The following is a 17,893-nucleotide window of genomic DNA, read 5'->3' as shown; positions in this document are numbered from 1 at the left end:
TACAGAGTACAGAGTACAATGAATGTGGATTTATCTTCCTTACGTCAGATAAATCTCAGAATTAAAAAACTTCAGCGAAGCTGAAGCCTATAGGTTTGGGCGATAGCCCATTAAGTTTGAAAATTTTCTGCATTAGCAGAAAATTATCCTTCACTGTACTCTGTACTCTGTCAACTGTACTCTGAAATAAGGGGTGGTAAGGTTGTTATTAGAAGTGAAAAATTTAGTTAAGCGTTATAAGGATTTTTTAGCCGTTGACAATTTGAATATAGAAATTGAAGAGGGAGAAATTTTAGGATTTTTAGGGCCTAATGGAGCAGGAAAGACAACAACAATAAGTGCAATTACAGGTATGAGTAAACTTGACAGTGGAGAAATTAAAATATTTGGACTTGATATGAAAACTCATGAAAAAGAAATTAAAAAACAAATAGGGGTTGTACCTCAAGATATAGCAGTATATGAGGATCTAACTGCCTATGAGAACCTTGATTACTTTGGAAGACTTTATGGTTTAAAAGGAAGTGAACTTAAGGATAGAATTCATGAGGCTTTGGAATTTGTAGATCTTGTAGATAAGGGGAAAGATTATCCTAAAAAATTTTCTGGTGGAATGAAGAGAAGACTTAATATAGCTTGCGCAATAGTTCACAGGCCTAGGCTTATAATAATGGATGAGCCTACTGTTGGAATTGACCCTCAGTCAAGAAATTATATTTTAAACTCTATAAAGAAACTGAATGAAATGGGATCTACAATAATATATACTTCACATTACATGGAGGAAGTAGAGGAACTATGTACGAGAATTTTAATAATTGATCATGGAAGAATTATAGCTAAGGGAACCAAAGATGAATTAAAATCACTTGCAGCAGTTAATGAGAAAATAGATTTAGAATTGTCAGGAGTGAATTACACTATCATAGAGAAAATAAAAAAAATAGATGACGTAACAGATTGTTTTTTTAATGATAATAAGCTTAATATTATATCTAAAAAAAATAGCAATATATTAGGAAGAATACTGGAAATAATTTTGCAAAATAATGTTGAAGTTTTATCCTTAAATGTTGAAAAGCCTACGCTTGAAAGTGTGTTTTTAACACTTACTGGCAGAACACTTAGGGATTAGGAGGGGACTTAATTGGAGAGCATATTGGTTACAGCTCGTTATACTATAATTAAGTGTATAAGGAATCCACTGGCAGTTATTGCCTTTATTGCAGCACCTTTATTGATTACATGTGTGTTAGTAGGATCTGTAGATAATAAAATAAGCAAGGGTTTAACTAAATCACAGATAGAACAAAGCAAAGTTAATCTTCAAAATAATGTGATAAATGCTGATGAAAGTATAGTGTCAACAAATGATAAAGTAACTATGGGATCAATACTTTTGTCTCTTTTTTATGGAGCAGTTTTAAGCAGTTATTTGATAATTCACGATTTAAAAAATGGAATTAATACTAGATTAAAGTCATTACCAATAACAAAGATAAAGATTTTATTTGGAAGGTCAGTAGGAAGTATAGTAAGCATGAGTATATTTGCATTTGTATTAGTAATTATAACTAGTTTACTTTTTAATACTAATTGGGGAAAAAATAAACTGATTATTTTTGCAGCTATAGCTTTATTTTTAGTAATAGAAAATAGTTTTGGAATTGTTATTACTGGAATTTCAAAAAACATATATATGTGTGCACTTCTTACTTTTGTAGTAAATTTCTTTATGATTTTTCCAGTATATGTAGGAGCTTTTTCACCAATTAAAATAAGAGGTGATTTAGAGAGTATTAGCAAGTTATCTTTTCATAATTATGTAATAAAAGCAGTGACAACAAGTTCGGAAAATGCACTTATAATACTGTTTATATCGGCAGCTACTATGTTTGTAATGTCACTATTTATAGGCAAGAAGGTGTTAAATTGAATATATTTATTAATAGCTTAAAAAGGCTAGTTAAAAATAAGGTTCAGATTGCAATGCTTTTAATAGTACCATTTATTGCAATTATACCAGCGATAATACTGAATTCAGGATCTAATGCAAAAATTTTAAATTTGGGAATAGTTGATAGTGATAATACTAAGTTTTCAAGAATTTTTATTCAAAATATGAAAGGTAATCTTGATATAACTAAGATAAATAAAATTGATATTAAAAATGATATTAATAATTCAAAATTTGATTATGTGCTTATTATACCTCATAATTACACTTATGATATAATGAATTTAAAAAGTAAAAAAATTATTGGGTACGAAAAGAAAAATTCTGATTGCGCAGGAGTAATGGGAGTAATAATTAACAGCTTTATTTATCCAGCTAAAAGTATTGCAAAAATATCACATGGCAATAGTACAGTGTTTTATGAAGGTATTAAAAAAATACCAAAAGTTAAATTAACTAATAAGTTTTCGAAAAGCGATAATATTGTAGTGGTAATATGGGGGCTAGTAATTCAATTTGTAATGTTTTCTTCAATATTTACGTCAACTATTATATTAACAGATAAAAAGAAGAAAACATTATACAGATCATTAAATGCACCCATATCTTTAAAAAGTTACATGTTTCAAACAATACTTAGTTTTATATTTATTTCAATAATTCAAATACTTGTTTTGACTTTAGTAATCGTATATGGGTTTGGAATTTATTCAGGTAAATCTATATTTAATATGCTTGGATTACTAATATTAATGTCATTTGTAAGCGTATCCTTTGGCATTGCAGTAAGTTCCATTTGTAAAGATGAAACAAAGGCCGTAATATCGGGAATAGGAGTGGTTACAGTAATGACTATGCTTAGCGGCTGTTGGGGAATGACGCCTTCAAGTGATATAATTAAAAATATTTCAAAGGCATTACCGACAACTTGGGCAATGGAAGCTGTTAAAAAAATATTAAATAATGATAATTTTAATTCTATAGGTAAAGAAGCAGCAATACTTTTAGCATTTGCAGCAGTGTTTTTTTTACTTGGAACATGGAGAAAAAGTGATTTTGAAGAATAGGAGATAGAATGAAACGTGTAAATTATATATTAAAGTTAATTTTTTTAATTTATACATTTTATAATATGGTAAGCTCTAACAAGGTGTATTTTGAAGAGATTCTTGTACTCCTTGTTATTATAGCAATTAATATATATAAAGAAAAATACAATGCTTCCATATATACAGTTGCAGTAAGCTTTATATGGATTTGCATAGGGTGTTATATAAATAAAAATTTTGAAATGCTTCTTCCTGTGGCTGCTCTTGATTTTATTGTTATAAAAAATTTAATTGGAATGGTGTGTGTTTCTGTAGTGGAAACATACTTTCTTTATATAGGACAAGATATAGTAAAAATCATTTTTTTAACCTGTGTATGTTCAATGTTTGCCTATGTAATTAGAGAAACTAAAAAAAAGGAAATTAATCTTAAAAAATCATTAGATAAAGAAAGACGACTTAGATATGAGCTTGAAGGTGTTAAAGTTAAACTCTTAAACTCATCTAAAGAAGTGGTACATATTGCTGAAGTGAGTGAGAGAAATAGAATTGCCAGGGAAATACATGACAGCGTTGGACATAAAACAGCTGGTGTACTTATAGAACTTCAAGCTGCATATAAATTAATGGATAGAAATCCGCTTAAAGCAAAAGAGGTACTAGCAAAATCCATAGATGCACTTTCAGAAACAGTGACTATCATAAGAGATACGGTGCACAATATTAAGCCTAATGAAAAGCTTGGAATTGAGTATATAAAAAATATAATTCGTAATTTTAGCTTTTGCCCTGTTGAACTTAAATTTACTGGAGATTTTAATAGTGTTAAGCCTAATTATATTGAAATTATGGCTTCCAATATAAAAGAGGCTTTAACTAACACAGCTAAATATTCAAGGGCTTCAAAGGTGGATATTTCAATTGATATAAATGAGTTATATTTAAGGCTTTATATTAAAAATAATGGTGTAAGCTGTAATAATATAAAAGAAGGACTTGGATTAAGTGGAATGCGTGAACGAGTAAATAATGTTGGAGGGAGTATTACTATAGATTCTCATGATGGGTTTACTATAGTTTGCGTGATTCCTTTTAGTGGGGGTGAAATATTTGAAGGTACTAATAGCAGATGATGATGAACTTGTATGTGATGGACTAAAATTACTTTTGGATATGGAAGATGATTTTGAGGTTGTCGGTATAGCTCATAATGGAATAGAAGCATTTAACCTTTGCAAAAGACTGCTGCCAGATATTGTGCTTATGGATATAAGAATGCCAGACATAGATGGTGTTATTGGTACAAGGCTCATTAAAGAAAAATTTAATCAAGTAAAAATAGTTATACTTACAACCTTCAAGGATGATGAGTATATAAAGGAAGCAATAAAATCTGGTGCTGAAGGTTATATACTAAAAAATCAAAAAGCAGATACTATGATTGAAAGCTTAAGGGCCGTTTCAAAGGGAAGCTTCGTATTTCAAAAGGAAGTTGCAAGTTCAATATCTTCAATGCTTAGAGAAGGACACAAGGTTGATATGTCAAAATTTAATTTATCACAGAGAGAAATTGAGGTTATGAAACTTGTGGCAGATGGACTTTCAAATAAAGAAATAGGTGACAAACTATTTATAAGCGATGGAACTGTTAGAAATTATGTAACTATGATTTTGGAAAAGTTGAATTTAAGAGATAGAACACAGCTGGCAATATTTTATTTAAAAAGTTTTAATTAAGGTAGCTTAAATGGGGGGGTGATTATAATAATGATAAAAAGAAATAAAAATATATTCATTATAAATATGATAATGTTGATATCAATTGCTTTTTATGGCTGTAGTTATAAATCTAGTAAGAATGTAAATACAAATATGGGGGTAAATGCAAATGAGAAAATGATTGCATTTCCATCTAGTAGTAAATATTATACAGATCCGTCTTATAGAAATAAGGTAAAGTGGGGATTTATAGATCAAACAGGCAAAGTTATTGTAAATCCCAAATATGATTACGCATCAAATTCAAGTGACGGTTTAGCTTTAGTAGTGGTAAATGGTAAAAAGGGTTATATAAATTCTAGCGGGAATATGGTTATTTCACCTCAATTTAATGATGCTCTACAATTTAAAGATGGTGTTGCAAAAGTTTTTGTTAATAGAGATGTTGCCTATATTAACAAAACCGGTAAATTTATTATAAAACCAGGTTATGACATATTGGGAAATGTTTCTGATGGAATGATATTAATTTGCAAAAATAAAAAGTATGGTTTTGCAGATACCAATGGCAATATAGTTATAAAACCTAAGTTTAGTCTTGCAAGCAATTTTAATAATGGATTAGCAGCAGTTGAGCTTGATGATAATAAAAAAGTATATATTGACGAGAAGGGCAATCAGGTTATTGATAAAGGGTTAATATTTACAAGCGATTTTAGTGAAAATTTAGCAGTTGTGAAAACAAAAAATGCTTTAGGATTTATAGATACAAAGGGGAATTTTATTGCGGAGCCTGAAGTTAATGTTTTGGGGTCCTTCTCAAACGGACTAGCTTCTATAAATGTACATAATAAGTGGGGATTTATAGATACAAAAGGTAATATTGTTATAAAACCACAATACCAATTTGAAGGCGGTTATATTGAAGGTTTAGCTCCTGTTGAGGAAAATTACAAATGGGGATTTATCAATAAAAAAGGGGTTATGATAGTTAAGCCTCAATTTAAATTTGTATTTTCTCAATTGTCAGATGAACCTATATTAGTTCAAGGGGATAGTTCTACAGATGAGGATTATATAGATCAATCAGGAAATTATATATTTAAGCCCCATTTAAAATATGCGGATAAATTTTCAAATGGTTTAGGACTAGTGAGCACTGATGGTGTTAATTTTGAATATATAAATACAAAAGGCAAAATTGTTTTTAAACTAAAATAATTATACAAGTATATAATGTACTTATATTTTATTACATAAATTTAAGTGCATACTCATAACTACTTTTTAGAGTTGATACGAAAATTATAATATTAACAACAATTATTTTTAAAGAAATTAATCAATAGATCAAGGTATTTATCTGGATAAGACAAACTAATTTCACCATGTGCACTATTTTTAATAATTTTTAGATTACTGCCGTTAATAGTGTCATTAAGTAGTTTTGCAGATTTTTTCATGACAGGTAATTCTTTTTCTCCTACTAATATTAATGTTTTTGATTTTGTATTGCGTAAAGTATCTGGTATTGAATATTCTTGATTGCTTTTTATAAAGTTTATTAGAGTTTCTTTTGTTATTTTTATGGTATCTTCATAGTAATTTTCGAATAATGTTTGGGGCAGCTTTAATTGCTTGGCTTGAAGTTTTGCAAACCATCTTTTCTTAATTAAGCCATAGGACAGGCTTAATATTAGTGTAGTTAATTTAATTGAAATTTTACTGCTAGGACAAACTAAAGCACTTTCAATAATCACATTTTCTGTGATATCACATTCTTTAGATAGTATTTCCACAAGCATTTGAGCACCAAGAGAAAGTCCACAAATTGCAAAAACTTTTCCATTACAATTTTCTTTTATGTAATTAATAACATTTTGTGCTGAGTTTTGTATGGTTGCAAAACTATTATGTCCATCTTCACCATGTCCATCAATAATAGGTGCAACAACGAAATAATCATTTTGCAGCATATCGATTTGAGTCTTCCATGTCCACCAAGATAGCCCACCACCATGCAGAAAAATGATAGCTTTGTTATTTTTATTTCCAAACTCTTTAAATATCATAGATACGCTCCTTAAAGTTATTTATAAAAAACTTTTTCTAAAATTTTAAGGTATTCTTTTAATTCATCTACCCTTTTATCTAGTGAGCTTAGACCCTTATCCTTACTTTTATTGATTTCATTATTAATATATTTTTCGGATATACCATTTAGCGTCAATAATATTAATTCAAGTGATTTTTGTTTATCTACATCATCTCTAAATTTTGACATGTCTAATCCATCAAGGGCTAAAAATAAACCTTTAGAATAAAGCTTTTCATAGCGTTTAGCAATATCAGCTTTTAATTCATCTGGAATATTTGTATAGGCAATAACGAAAAATTTATACACATCAGGATTTTTACATGAAACCTTTAGTTTAAGTTCAGACCAATCAAGAACTCTTTTAAAAAAATCAGGATCATTTACTTTCATTTCCTTTATCATATAATTTATATAATAGTCAGTTATATAATCTAAAACATATAGAAATAAATTTTTTTTATTTCCAAAGTAATTGAATAAGGTTCCTTTAGATATGTCGGCTTTTTTTACTATAGTATTTGTTGAGGCACTGGTATATCCATTTTTACCGAATTCTTTAATGCATATATCAATAATTTTTTTCTTCTTTTCTTCTGGTAACCTTTCAAAAACTTCGTACAAAATTATTCCACCCCTAATTAGATTTATACCACTTTTAAATAAGGAAACTACAGATTACAGATGTATTCCGTTAAATTACAATTTTTAGAGCAGAGTACAAAGTACAAAGTACAGAGTACAAAGAATGATAATTTACCTTTCGATTTTCTCAGGTAAATCTTAAACTAAAATGGTGTCAGCTTCGCTGAGCGCCATCGATGGCGCGATTGCGCAGCAATAAAAAAATAAGTTTTCAGATTTTTCGTAGTGCTAACGGAGAAAAATCGTCCTTCATTGTACTTTGTACTCTGTACTTTGTACTTTGGCTTCTCCTCGACAAATTGTAATTTGTGAGGATAAACTTGGAATTTAAAATTTCCATTTTTTAAGTAGTATATATATTATTAAATTATTCAATATCCTTATGATTATATATAACATAAGAAGAAACAACTGCTATTACATTTACGCATATGAGTATTATAACATATTCTGTTTTTATATAGCCATTAGTTACTATATCTGTGGCATCAACATATTTAAAGGGTGTAAAATATTTAAGAAAATCAGCTTTATCTGATAAGCCTGCTAGGATATATATAAAATACATTCCAAGTACAAACCATAAACTTAAAGAAACTGATGACTTTTGGTTTTTAACAATTAGCGATATAAGAATTCCAATATTAGCAAAGGTTATTTCTGCTATAAAGTATCCAACATGAATTAGAAAAAGGGTTTTAACTGAATAACTTGAGGTTTTTACACTTTCAAAGGAAAAATAAGTTACTACAAATAAGATTACATTTAAAAGAAAAACATATATAGTGTAGCAGCATATTTTTGAAGTAATGATTGATGTTCTTGTTATAGGTTTTGATTGTAGGAATTCCATAGTTTTTTCATTAAATTCTTTTGCAAACATATTGCAGCCAAGTATCATTGCATAGATTCCAACACTTAATATTACTAATAGGCCAACCTTTGAACTGTAATATCCAAATATACTTGTTATACTTAAAGTGCCTAGATTAAATGCCTTTAGCATGGATGGAGGAAATTGCTTCATAAACTGATCTAATGATGCACTACTTTTAGCTACAGAGGTAAACATAGACATTGTAAGAATAACCAATAAGCTTAATGTTATAGACCAAATTAGAAAGCTTACAAAATTTTTTTTTAGTTCTCTTTTAAATAAATTCATAATTACTTATCCTCCTTTGTGTAGTAGTGCATAAATATTTCTTCCAAAGATGGCTCTTCAATTGTAAGATTTTTAATTTTATTTTTATGAAGGTTATCAATAAGTGCATTGATATCTCCATTGTATAAAAATTTTACAGAAGTACCTAACTTAATAGTGTTAATAGCTCCAGGAATATTGATATTTAAAATTTCGTTATTAAAATTTACCATTACTTTTTTAAATTGAGCATCTCGAAGTTTTGATATTTCCTCTGTTTTTAGTATTTTGCCTTCCTTTATAATTGCGACTTTATTACACATTTCTTGCACTTCACTTAAAATATGAGACGAGAAAAATATAGTTGCTCCTTTTTTGTTTTCTTCCCTTAAAACTTCGAAAAATGTTTTTTGCATTAATGGATCAAGTCCGCTTGTTGGTTCATCTAAAATAACCAATTTAGGTTCATGAAGTAGAGCTTGAATTATTCCAACTTTCTTTTTATTTCCAAGAGACAGCTGATTTATTTTTTTAGAACTATCTACCTCAAATATATCAGAAAGTTCTTTTATCCGTTTACTGCAGTCCTTATTGTAAAATTTTCCGGAATATTCTAGAAGATCTCTAATTTTCATATCATCATAATAATTCACTTCTGATGGCAAATAACCTATAAGCTCTCTTATTTTTTTGCTTTCCTTTATGCAGTCAAATCCCATTATTTTTGCACTACCTGAAGTTGGAAATATAAAATTTAAAATAGTACGAATTGTTGTTGATTTACCTGCACCATTTGGACCAATAAAGCCAAATACTTCGTTGTTTTCTATTTTTAAATTAACATCTATGATTCCCCTAGCTTTTCCATAGGATTTACATAAATTATTAGTTTCTATAGCGTACATTTTAATCACTCCTTTGACCATGTGGTCATTTTATGATTATATTATATTACTTGGTGACCATGTGGTCAAGCAGATATAATAAAATAAATGCAACTAAAATAGAAATTACGTTATCTAATAAATAGAAAAAACAATATACGTATATTGAAAATTGAATTTACAAGGCTGGTGAATGAATGGAAACTGAAAAATTAGTTAAGAAAGCTCAAAAAGGTGATGGAGAAGCTTTTATAACTTTAGTAAAACAATATGAAAATGTGCTATATAAGGTGGCTAGCAGGTTACTTAATAATGATGAAGATGCTGCTGATGCAATTCAAGAATCAATATTACTTGCATATAAAAATATAAATAAGCTTAAAAATCCAGATTATTTTAATTCTTGGATATGCAAGATATTAATAAATAAATGCAATGCTATATTGAATAAAAACAGCAAAATTATATTGGTAGAGAATGTAATTGCAGAGAAGCATCATAAAAATGAGTATTCTAAAATTGAATTAGAGGAAGCTTTAAACACTTTAAATAATGACTATAAGACAGCGATATTACTTTATTATATAGTTGGATTAAATACAAAAGAAATAAGCGAGCTTGTAAAAGAACCAGAGGGTACAATTAAATCAAGAATATCAAGAGCAAAAGCAATCCTTAGGGAAGGGTATTTTAGTGATGAAGGAGAGATTTTATATGGAAGAAAATAAATTTGAAATGGATCTTAAAAAAGTATTAACTGAAGAAAAAGAAATTCCAGATGTAGTTAAGAAATCCTTTAATGATACCTACAATATAATAAGAAGTAAATCTAAGACTAAAAATCGAAGAATATTAAAAACAGCAGCAGTTATATTATGTCTAATTGGATCTGTTATTGTAATTAATAATAAGTATGTAATTGCAGCTGTAAATTCATTTTTTAGTGGTGCCAAAAGCGTTCAAACGGCAAATGATAAAAGTAATTTTGTGCATAAAAATGTAAGTTCTGCTTTTAATAACGGGGTTAATATTTCTTTAGATAATTATTTTATAGATGATAGTGAAATGGGGTTAAACTTTAGTTTAAAAATAAATACTAATTTGCTCCCGAAAGGAAAAATAGAGGATTTTTCGATGGAATATAGGATTAAAAATGGAGATGGGCAGTATATAGCAGAGGTAATTTCAGATACAAAACCTTTAAAAAGCAAAAATTTTATAGTAGATTCTGGTGGAGGGAAAAGTTATAATTTTGATGAGAAAAATGGAACATTTCAATATGATGAACTTTTAAGTGCTAAAAATTCTTTTCCTAAAATTAATAATGCTGTGGTTGAAGTAGAAACTATAGATATACTTTATAAGGATACAAGTGGAAATGAAAAGGGCAAAGGCATAAATGGAAGCTGGAATTTAAAAATTGATAACAATGGAAATAGTCAAGGAATTGTAACTAAGTACAAAGCTAAAAATACAACTTCCAACATACAAGTTATTTCTGCAAAAGATGATCCTACAAATTTTTATGTAACTTTTTCAACTAATAAAAAAGTTTCTATGTCAGATTTACTTGATAAGATTAAATTGGTAGATAAAAACGGAAAAAAATATCAGTACGATACTTTAGATGATGATAAGAAAGATGGCAAAACTATATTTAAAGTAAAATTTCCAATAAGTATGTATGATAATATAGATAAGTTCAAATTCAGTATAGATGGAGTTGGTGAGGTAGAACTTAGTAGGGAAAAGTATTAAATCAGAGTACGGAGTACAGATGACAGAGTACATTTTTTAATAAAATATCCATGTCATATAAATACATATGAGGATTAAAATTGCCTAATTATATTATAAAAAAAATTGGGCTTTTTTAACTATGTATCATGGTTGGAACTTTTGTGGTAAAATATACTTAAAAATATTGAAAAGCATTAAAGCAGAGTAAAAGGTAGTAGAAATAAATACTAGGAGTTGATAAGTATGACCGTAAAGTTACAAAATGATGTTTTAACAATTGAAGTATCAGAAAAGGGTGCAGAATTAACGAGTATAAAAGCTAATAAAAATAATGATGAATATCTTTGGACTGCAAATTCTGAATTTTGGGGAAGGCATGCTCCAATTTTATTTCCAATAGTAGGTAAAGTGAAAAATGATACTTATAGAATAGGAGAAAATACATTTAACCTAACTCAACATGGTTTTGCAAGAGATATGGAGTTTAAAGCAGTTGAAAAGGATAGTGATAAGGTTATATTAAAATTATCCTGGAATGAAGAAACTCTAAAAATATATCCATATAAATTTGAACTTAAGGTTCAATATAAATTAGCAGGGGATAATGTTGAAATTTCATATAATGTAAAGAATTTAGATAATGGTGATATATATTTTTCTATTGGAGCACATCCGGGATTTAATTGCCCAGTAATAGGTGAAGAAGATAATTTAAAATTTGAAGATTATTACTTTGAATTTAAAAATAGAGAAAACGTGGATATTATACATATAAATCAAGAGGGACTAGTAAAAAGAAATTCAGCACCATTTTTATATGATTCAAATATAATACACTTAAGTAGACAATTATTTAAAAAAGATGCATTAATATTTAAAGATTTGTGCTCAAATGAAATTTCACTTAAAAATATAAAAAATTCAAAGGCCGTAACCTTGAAGTTTGAGGGCTTCCCATATCTTGGACTTTGGTCAAAGCCTACAGGTGCTCCTTTTGTGTGTATTGAGCCATGGTTCGGTCATGCGGATTATGAGGATTTTGATGGAGATTTTAGAGAAAAGGATGGTATATTAAAGTTACAGGAAAAGGAAGAGTTTAATTGTAAGTATAGTATACAAATATCAGAATAGAATTCACTTTTACAATTTACCATTTTACTTCACTAAAGTAAAATGCTATAATCATATAGATAATTGAAAAAGAAAATTAGAAGGGTGAAGTAAGATGAATAAATATTGGAGTGAACGAGTAAAAGGTTTGAAGCCATATATTCCTGGAGAGCAGCCTAAAAATCAAAAATATATAAAATTAAACACTAATGAAAACCCATATCCACCATCCATTAATGTAATAAAAGCTATTAATGAAGCAAATAATGAAACAATGAAACTGTATCCGGATCCAAATTGTGATGAACTTAGGAAAGCCATTTCTGAATTTTACGAGGTAGATGAGGATGAAGTTTTTATTGGAAATGGATCGGATGAAGTTCTTGGCTTCTCCTTTATGGCGTTTTTTAACCCAGGGAAACCTGTGCTTTTTCCAGACATAACCTATAGCTTTTATAAGGTATACGCAAATTTATTTAATATAGATTATGAACTTATTCCATTGGATGCAGATTTTAATGTGGAGTTAAATAAATTTTGTATTGAAAATGGTGGTGTAGTAATTCCTAATCCTAATGCACCAACTTCAAAATATATTGAAGTTAATGGATTTAAAAAAGTAATAGAGTCAAGTAGCAGTAGTGTGGTAATAATAGATGAAGCGTATGTAGATTTTGGTGGAGAATCTGCAGTTAAGTTTATAAAAGATTATCCGAATGTATTAATTGTTCAGACGTTGTCTAAATCAAGATCGCTTGCAGGGCTTAGGGTTGGTTTTGCCATTGGAAATAGAGAACTTATAACTGCCTTGAATATGGTAAAGAACTCTATAAATTCATATACAATCGATAGATTAGCATTAGCGGGAGCAACAGCTGCAATTAAAGACAAAGAGTATTTTGAAGAAACAAGGAAGAAAATTATTAAAACAAGAGAAAAGACGGTTAAGGTGTTAAAAGAAGTTGGTTTTGAAGTTCTAGATTCAAAAGCTAATTTTATATTTATAAGTCACCCTAAAATTTATGCTGGTAATTTGTTTAGAGAACTAAGAAGTAAAGGAATACTTGTAAGACATTTTAGCGATGGAAGAATTGATAATTATCTTAGAGTAAGCATTGGAACAGAATATGAAATGAATAAGTTTTTAAAAGTAGTACAGGATATAGCGGAGAACCTTTAAGAAAGGTAATGATATAATATGAAAACAATTGTTTATTTAGTAAGACACGGAGAAACTAAATGGAATGCACTTGGAAAATTCCAGGGTTCTCAAGATATAGAGTTATCAACAGAAGGAATTAATCAAGCAAAATATGTAGCAAATGCATTGAAAGATAAATTTGATGTAATTTATTCGAGCCCGCTTAAAAGGGCTTTGAAGACTTCACAAATTATTTGCGGAAATATGGATATAGAAATCAATATAGAAAATGAGCTTAGAGAAATAAATTTTGGTGAATGGGAGGGATTAACCGTAAAGGAAATAAGAACAGGATTCCCGGAAGCATTCCAAAAGTGGACAACAGATTTAAGTGAAGGACCAATTTGTGGCGGTGAGTTAAGTATAAGAAACGCCAGTATGAGGGCCAAAAATGCAATATTGAAGGCTGTCCAAAAACACGAGGGCAAAAGAATAGTAATAGTTGCTCATGGAGGAATAATAAAAGCGGGTCTTATAGGTATTTTTAACTGGAATATGACAATGTATCATAAAATGGCACTTGGAAATACATCTATATGTAAGTTGTTCTTTGATGATAATATAAATCCCAAGATAGTCACTTTAAATGATACAAGCCATTTACCAGATGATTACGAAATAAAATCATACGTGTAGAAATAAAATTACAGTTTAAAACATAGCTTAATTAGAAAATAGGTGTATTTTACAAAATATAGAAGTGTTGCGATAGACTATTAGTATATAATGATATAAAATATAGATATATTTATATAACAAATAATAGGAAGTGAGTTATATGGTCAATAAAATGGTAAAAAGGATATTCATACTACTTATTATGAGCATTATATTTCTAATAATAGGATATTTAATAGCAACTTTTATTTCAAATTGCGTAGATGACAGTATTAAAGATGTTATGCTTTTAGAAGGTATTGCGACTGTATTAATTACATTGGCATGTATAACAAAAGGGGATTCTTTAAATTTAAATATTGAAGGATTAGGGGTAGGAGACAAGACTCATGCAACTTTAGAAGCAATAAAGCAAGAAAGAGATCTTAAATGGAATTTTAGTAATTTAAAAAATAATTCTACTATAAAGTTAGCTTTTAATAGTTTATCAATATTATTGGGTGGAATTTTTATGATATTATTTAGTGTTTTTTTTGCTTAAATTATATAATTGTAGACACTTTATTTTGTTATAGCAGGATGTGAAAAAAGGTATTCTATAGGTTTTACTATACCGCACATAAAGCCTATAGGGTTGCTCGTAAAAAAATACCTATATCTTCTGCGACTCCTATATTAGAGAGTAGTAGTAAGTGTTTCAAGAAGCTAAATTAGCTAATACGAGACATCTTAATATGTGTACCTGAATTGATGAATTGGAACATCAACTTAAGGAAAAGCATATTAAGAGTACGCTCCCTTAAAAATATCATCATCATGTAAATTACTTGCAGGAGATATTTTATCTGTCTCAGCATTAATTTTTACAAACATTTCATTGATATTTTTTTCTTCTTCGCTATACAAACCATCTAAGATTATTTCATCTGAGATATGATAACATTTCACTAAGTGTTTGCCATCAAAATCTACTGAATCTTCTAAAATGGAATGAAAACTCAAAGGCACTTCAATCGCCAAATAATTTTTTTCTAAAATGTTAGAAACTTCAGATAAAGAAAATTTATAAGGAAGTTTTAGCCCTAAAAATTTTTTATATAATTGTTCATACTTTGCTTTAGTATTCCGTATCATAAACTCACTCCTTGTAAATTATAAATTTTCTTCAACTAATATTAAAAGAATGAATGCCAACCTGAATGATTATAAATATGATAGGCTGTCTTGTAAGCCTACAGTTTTTATAACCGTATTCATATTATCGTCAAAAGGCCATCTGGTATGAGCATTTTTCCGTAGGCACGGAGGAAAAAGTTCCTTGAATTTCAGTTTAGGAGAAGTATCAGTATTTCAGAACAATTTAAATAAAATCCAATAAATCTTAGAGCCTAAATACAAAAATGATTAGAAGATTCAATTGTTTGAACGATAGTGAGTTATTGAATCTTCTTAGCATTTTTGTATTTAGGCTCTTAGATTTATGGATTCTATTTAATGTTCTGAAATACTGATACTTCTCCTATTTATTGTTGATTGATGATATTCCATATTCATGTTTCCCGTTATTTATAAGTCCTAACCAAACTTCGCCGTTACCGATTTTAATTCCATTTGAAGTTATGTTTATATTATTAAGTTGCTGCTTTATTAATGCAGTTTTTACTCTAGGTGTAATTATATTATCATAATTTGCAATAAATTCTTTTGAATTGTTAATAACTTTAGCGGTATTATTGACGTATACTGTTATTGGATAATTTATATAATCTGAAATAGTTTTTTTATCGTTTTTAATAATAGAACTTTTTATTGTATTGAAGGTTCTAATGAATTCTTCACCATTGTCTAACTTTGAATTAATTAAACTCTTTGTATTGTTGTTGATAGGATAGCTATGTATTAGTTTTGTAACATTGTATGCATTTTTAACTGCAGTTTTATTTTGCAAATTTAAAGAATTATTATGTGGATTATGTGAAGTTGTTGTAACATGTTTTGCTGATAATTGAGGTTTAACTCCTACACTTTTATCCTGGATTTTATTTTCAGTGCAACCTGCAAAAAAAATTGCAATAGACAAAGATATTAAAATAGTAATTAAATTTTTTTTCATAAGCTATCTCTCCTAATAATTTTAATATATAATATGTTATGTAATTACACTTAAATTATACAATAACTGAAAAAAGCTATAGTTACATAAGCCTTACAAATATATTACGAAGTGGTTACAAAAATGTTTTGTAATATAAATAAAGTTTAGTATATGTGGAATTATAAAAAATGGATTTTATAGTGATAAAACATTTCAAAATTGTACTAAAATAAATGTTGTGGTATAATGATTTTAAAATATTATGGAAGCAAACTAATGTAAAAAAATAGCTTTACGGGAGAAGAGTATGATGGTTGAAAAGGATAATGAGGAATGTTATATGGTTCAATTTATCGAAGATTTAAAGAGAGTTTATAATGGTTATAAAAGAAAATATGGTAAAGTCGCATTCTATATGATTGATATATGTGATTTTAATATTTATAATTATGTATTTGGATATGAGGAAAGTGACAAATTACTCAATGATTTTTTTAAAAGATTAAATAACATTTTAAAGAAAAAAGCATATTTAATAAGGTTTACTGGTGACAAAATTCTAGTAATAGCTACTTTTGTTGATGAAATAGATATAATTAAAATTGAAAAACAGATATCTAGAATTTGTGAGGAAAGATTTGTATTAAATGGACAAGAAGTAAGTATAAAAATAAAAGTAGGCATCTCTTTTCAAGGAATTAAGGAAGATAACCTAATGCTAAATTTAAAATATTCGGATATAGCCTTAAATTATGTTAAAAAGCATAGTAGAAGCGAATACATTTTTTTTGAGCAGTATATGTATGATAGGGTACTTCGAAAACAAAAAGTTTCTAGTGAAATAAGAAATGCTTTAGAAAATGGTGAATTGCAACTATTTTATCAACCTCAAATTGATATTAGAAGTATGAAAGTATATGGTTTAGAAGCATTAATAAGATGGAATCATCCTAAGCTTGGGATACTTTCCCCAGCATATTTTATTGATGTTATTGAAAACAATGGAATGATAAATGATGTTGGAAAGTTTGTTTTATCTGAATCGTGTAAGCAAATAAAAAGGTGGCATAGTCTTGGATATACAGAGCTTTGCATGTCGATTAATATAGCTGAAAGTCAATTTTATGATAATAATTTTTTGGATTTTGTTAAATTGATTATAAGCAAAGCAGAAATTGAAACAAAATATATTATATTTGAAATTACTGAACGTGTAATTGTACAATTAAACAAAAGTAAAGTTAATTTGATTAATGAAATTAGAAAATTAGGAATAAGAATATTTATAGATGATTTTGGCATAGAATATTCGACTTTAAATTATTTGTATAATTTGCCTGTAGATGGCATAAAAATAGATAAATGTTTTATAGATAATATACAGAATTCTAAGAAGGATTTAATAATAACTAAAACTGTAATTGACCTTGCTCATGAATTAAATTTAGATGTTATTGCAGAAGGGGTAGAGAAAAAAGAACAGCTTGACTGTATATCTCATATGCAATGTAACAAAGTACAGGGATTTATTTTTCAAAGACCCATTTGTTCAACAGAAGTTGATAACTTTTTAAAAAAATTTTAATATTAAATTATAAGGACTTAATTTTAAGTTATAGAAAATTAAGTCCTTTTT

The 17,893-nt window shown here is 28.1% G+C and carries 19 protein-coding genes; 13 read left to right on the top strand and 6 right to left on the bottom strand.

Annotated elements, in window-relative coordinates; genetic code table 11:
• The first annotated feature begins 202 nt into the window (after nucleotides 1-202).
• Genes CUEA01_RS19490 through CUEA01_RS19465 form a run of 6 tightly spaced genes read left to right on the top strand, consistent with a single transcriptional unit; the run spans nucleotide 203 to nucleotide 5,946 of the window.
• Complete coding sequence (locus CUEA01_RS19490) at nucleotides 203-1,135, top strand: ABC transporter ATP-binding protein (RefSeq protein ID WP_234123595.1); 933 nt, start codon at nucleotides 203-205, stop codon at nucleotides 1,133-1,135.
• Between the two features lie 12 nt (nucleotides 1,136-1,147).
• Entirely contained in the window at nucleotides 1,148-1,936 is a 789-nt protein-coding gene (locus CUEA01_RS19485) for an ABC transporter permease subunit (RefSeq protein WP_234123594.1), read from the top strand.
• Nucleotides 1,933-3,024 (top strand): ABC transporter permease, encoded by a 1,092-nt coding sequence (locus tag CUEA01_RS19480; RefSeq protein ID WP_234123593.1) that lies wholly within the window; start codon nucleotides 1,933-1,935, stop codon nucleotides 3,022-3,024. The genes CUEA01_RS19485 and CUEA01_RS19480 overlap by 4 nt, the downstream gene beginning before the upstream one ends.
• 8 nt (nucleotides 3,025-3,032) lie before the next feature.
• Nucleotides 3,033-4,139, top strand: a complete 1,107-nt coding sequence (locus tag CUEA01_RS19475; protein WP_234123592.1) for a sensor histidine kinase — start codon at nucleotides 3,033-3,035, stop codon at nucleotides 4,137-4,139.
• On the top strand, nucleotides 4,117-4,743 hold the full coding sequence (locus CUEA01_RS19470) for a response regulator transcription factor (protein WP_234123591.1): 627 nt from the start codon (nucleotides 4,117-4,119) through the stop codon (nucleotides 4,741-4,743). Before CUEA01_RS19475 ends, CUEA01_RS19470 begins: the two co-directional genes overlap by 23 nt.
• A gap of 30 nt (nucleotides 4,744-4,773) precedes the next feature.
• Entirely contained in the window at nucleotides 4,774-5,946 is a 1,173-nt protein-coding gene (locus tag CUEA01_RS19465; protein ID WP_234123590.1) for a WG repeat-containing protein, read from the top strand.
• 92 nt (nucleotides 5,947-6,038) lie between these two features.
• On the opposite strand, the gene CUEA01_RS19460 is transcribed toward CUEA01_RS19465, so the two are convergent.
• The 4 genes from CUEA01_RS19460 to CUEA01_RS19445 all read right to left on the bottom strand — a co-directional run bounded on the left by CUEA01_RS19460 (nucleotide 6,039) and on the right by CUEA01_RS19445 (nucleotide 9,514).
• Complete coding sequence (locus CUEA01_RS19460) at nucleotides 6,039-6,797, bottom strand: alpha/beta fold hydrolase (RefSeq protein WP_234123589.1); 759 nt, start codon at nucleotides 6,795-6,797, stop codon at nucleotides 6,039-6,041.
• 17 nt (nucleotides 6,798-6,814) lie between these two features.
• The gene (locus CUEA01_RS19455) at nucleotides 6,815-7,444 is read right to left on the bottom strand and encodes a TetR/AcrR family transcriptional regulator (RefSeq protein ID WP_234123588.1); all 630 of its coding nucleotides are present in this window, start codon (nucleotides 7,442-7,444) and stop codon (nucleotides 6,815-6,817) included.
• Between the two features lie 388 nt (nucleotides 7,445-7,832).
• On the bottom strand, nucleotides 7,833-8,630 hold the full coding sequence (locus CUEA01_RS19450; RefSeq protein ID WP_234123587.1) for an ABC transporter permease subunit: 798 nt from the start codon (nucleotides 8,628-8,630) through the stop codon (nucleotides 7,833-7,835).
• 2 nt (nucleotides 8,631-8,632) lie between these two features.
• Complete coding sequence (locus CUEA01_RS19445; RefSeq protein ID WP_234123586.1) at nucleotides 8,633-9,514, bottom strand: ABC transporter ATP-binding protein; 882 nt, start codon at nucleotides 9,512-9,514, stop codon at nucleotides 8,633-8,635.
• A gap of 176 nt (nucleotides 9,515-9,690) precedes the next feature.
• On the opposite strand from CUEA01_RS19445, the gene CUEA01_RS19440 reads away from it, so the two are divergent.
• The 6 genes from CUEA01_RS19440 to CUEA01_RS19415 all read left to right on the top strand — a co-directional run bounded on the left by CUEA01_RS19440 (nucleotide 9,691) and on the right by CUEA01_RS19415 (nucleotide 14,703).
• A complete protein-coding gene (locus tag CUEA01_RS19440; protein WP_234123585.1) occupies nucleotides 9,691-10,221 on the top strand; it encodes a sigma-70 family RNA polymerase sigma factor in 531 nt (176 codons plus the stop codon).
• Nucleotides 10,208-11,251 (top strand): DUF4179 domain-containing protein, encoded by a 1,044-nt coding sequence (locus CUEA01_RS19435; RefSeq protein WP_234123584.1) that lies wholly within the window; start codon nucleotides 10,208-10,210, stop codon nucleotides 11,249-11,251. Before CUEA01_RS19440 ends, CUEA01_RS19435 begins: the two co-directional genes overlap by 14 nt.
• 225 nt (nucleotides 11,252-11,476) lie before the next feature.
• Nucleotides 11,477-12,364 carry an aldose 1-epimerase family protein gene (locus tag CUEA01_RS19430; RefSeq protein WP_234123583.1) on the top strand — a complete coding sequence of 296 codons (888 nt, stop codon included), beginning with the start codon at nucleotides 11,477-11,479 and terminating at the stop codon, nucleotides 12,362-12,364.
• A gap of 94 nt (nucleotides 12,365-12,458) precedes the next feature.
• Nucleotides 12,459-13,523, top strand: a complete 1,065-nt coding sequence (gene hisC, locus CUEA01_RS19425; RefSeq protein WP_234123582.1) for a histidinol-phosphate transaminase — start codon at nucleotides 12,459-12,461, stop codon at nucleotides 13,521-13,523.
• A gap of 18 nt (nucleotides 13,524-13,541) precedes the next feature.
• Complete coding sequence (locus CUEA01_RS19420; protein WP_234123581.1) at nucleotides 13,542-14,180, top strand: histidine phosphatase family protein; 639 nt, start codon at nucleotides 13,542-13,544, stop codon at nucleotides 14,178-14,180.
• A 142-nt stretch (nucleotides 14,181-14,322) separates the two neighbouring features.
• Complete coding sequence (locus CUEA01_RS19415; RefSeq protein ID WP_234123580.1) at nucleotides 14,323-14,703, top strand: hypothetical protein; 381 nt, start codon at nucleotides 14,323-14,325, stop codon at nucleotides 14,701-14,703.
• A gap of 242 nt (nucleotides 14,704-14,945) precedes the next feature.
• Here the strand turns inward: CUEA01_RS19415 and CUEA01_RS19410 are convergent, their stop codons facing one another.
• Together CUEA01_RS19410 and CUEA01_RS19405 are read right to left on the bottom strand one after the other, a co-directional pair.
• Nucleotides 14,946-15,296 carry a hypothetical protein gene (locus CUEA01_RS19410; protein ID WP_234123579.1) on the bottom strand — a complete coding sequence of 117 codons (351 nt, stop codon included), beginning with the start codon at nucleotides 15,294-15,296 and terminating at the stop codon, nucleotides 14,946-14,948.
• A gap of 385 nt (nucleotides 15,297-15,681) precedes the next feature.
• Entirely contained in the window at nucleotides 15,682-16,275 is a 594-nt protein-coding gene (locus tag CUEA01_RS19405) for a hypothetical protein (protein ID WP_234123578.1), read from the bottom strand.
• Between the two features lie 289 nt (nucleotides 16,276-16,564).
• On the opposite strand from CUEA01_RS19405, the gene CUEA01_RS19400 reads away from it, so the two are divergent.
• Nucleotides 16,565-17,842 (top strand): putative bifunctional diguanylate cyclase/phosphodiesterase, encoded by a 1,278-nt coding sequence (locus CUEA01_RS19400; protein ID WP_234123577.1) that lies wholly within the window; start codon nucleotides 16,565-16,567, stop codon nucleotides 17,840-17,842.
• The last annotated feature ends 51 nt before the right edge of the window (nucleotides 17,843-17,893 follow it).

Source organism: Clostridium hydrogenum, from assembly GCF_021432385.1.
Classification (GTDB): Bacteria; Bacillota; Clostridia; order Clostridiales; family Clostridiaceae; genus Clostridium_S; species Clostridium_S hydrogenum.
Note: the sequence above shows the minus strand (reverse complement) of the source record. Positions and strands in the feature narration are given on the sequence as shown.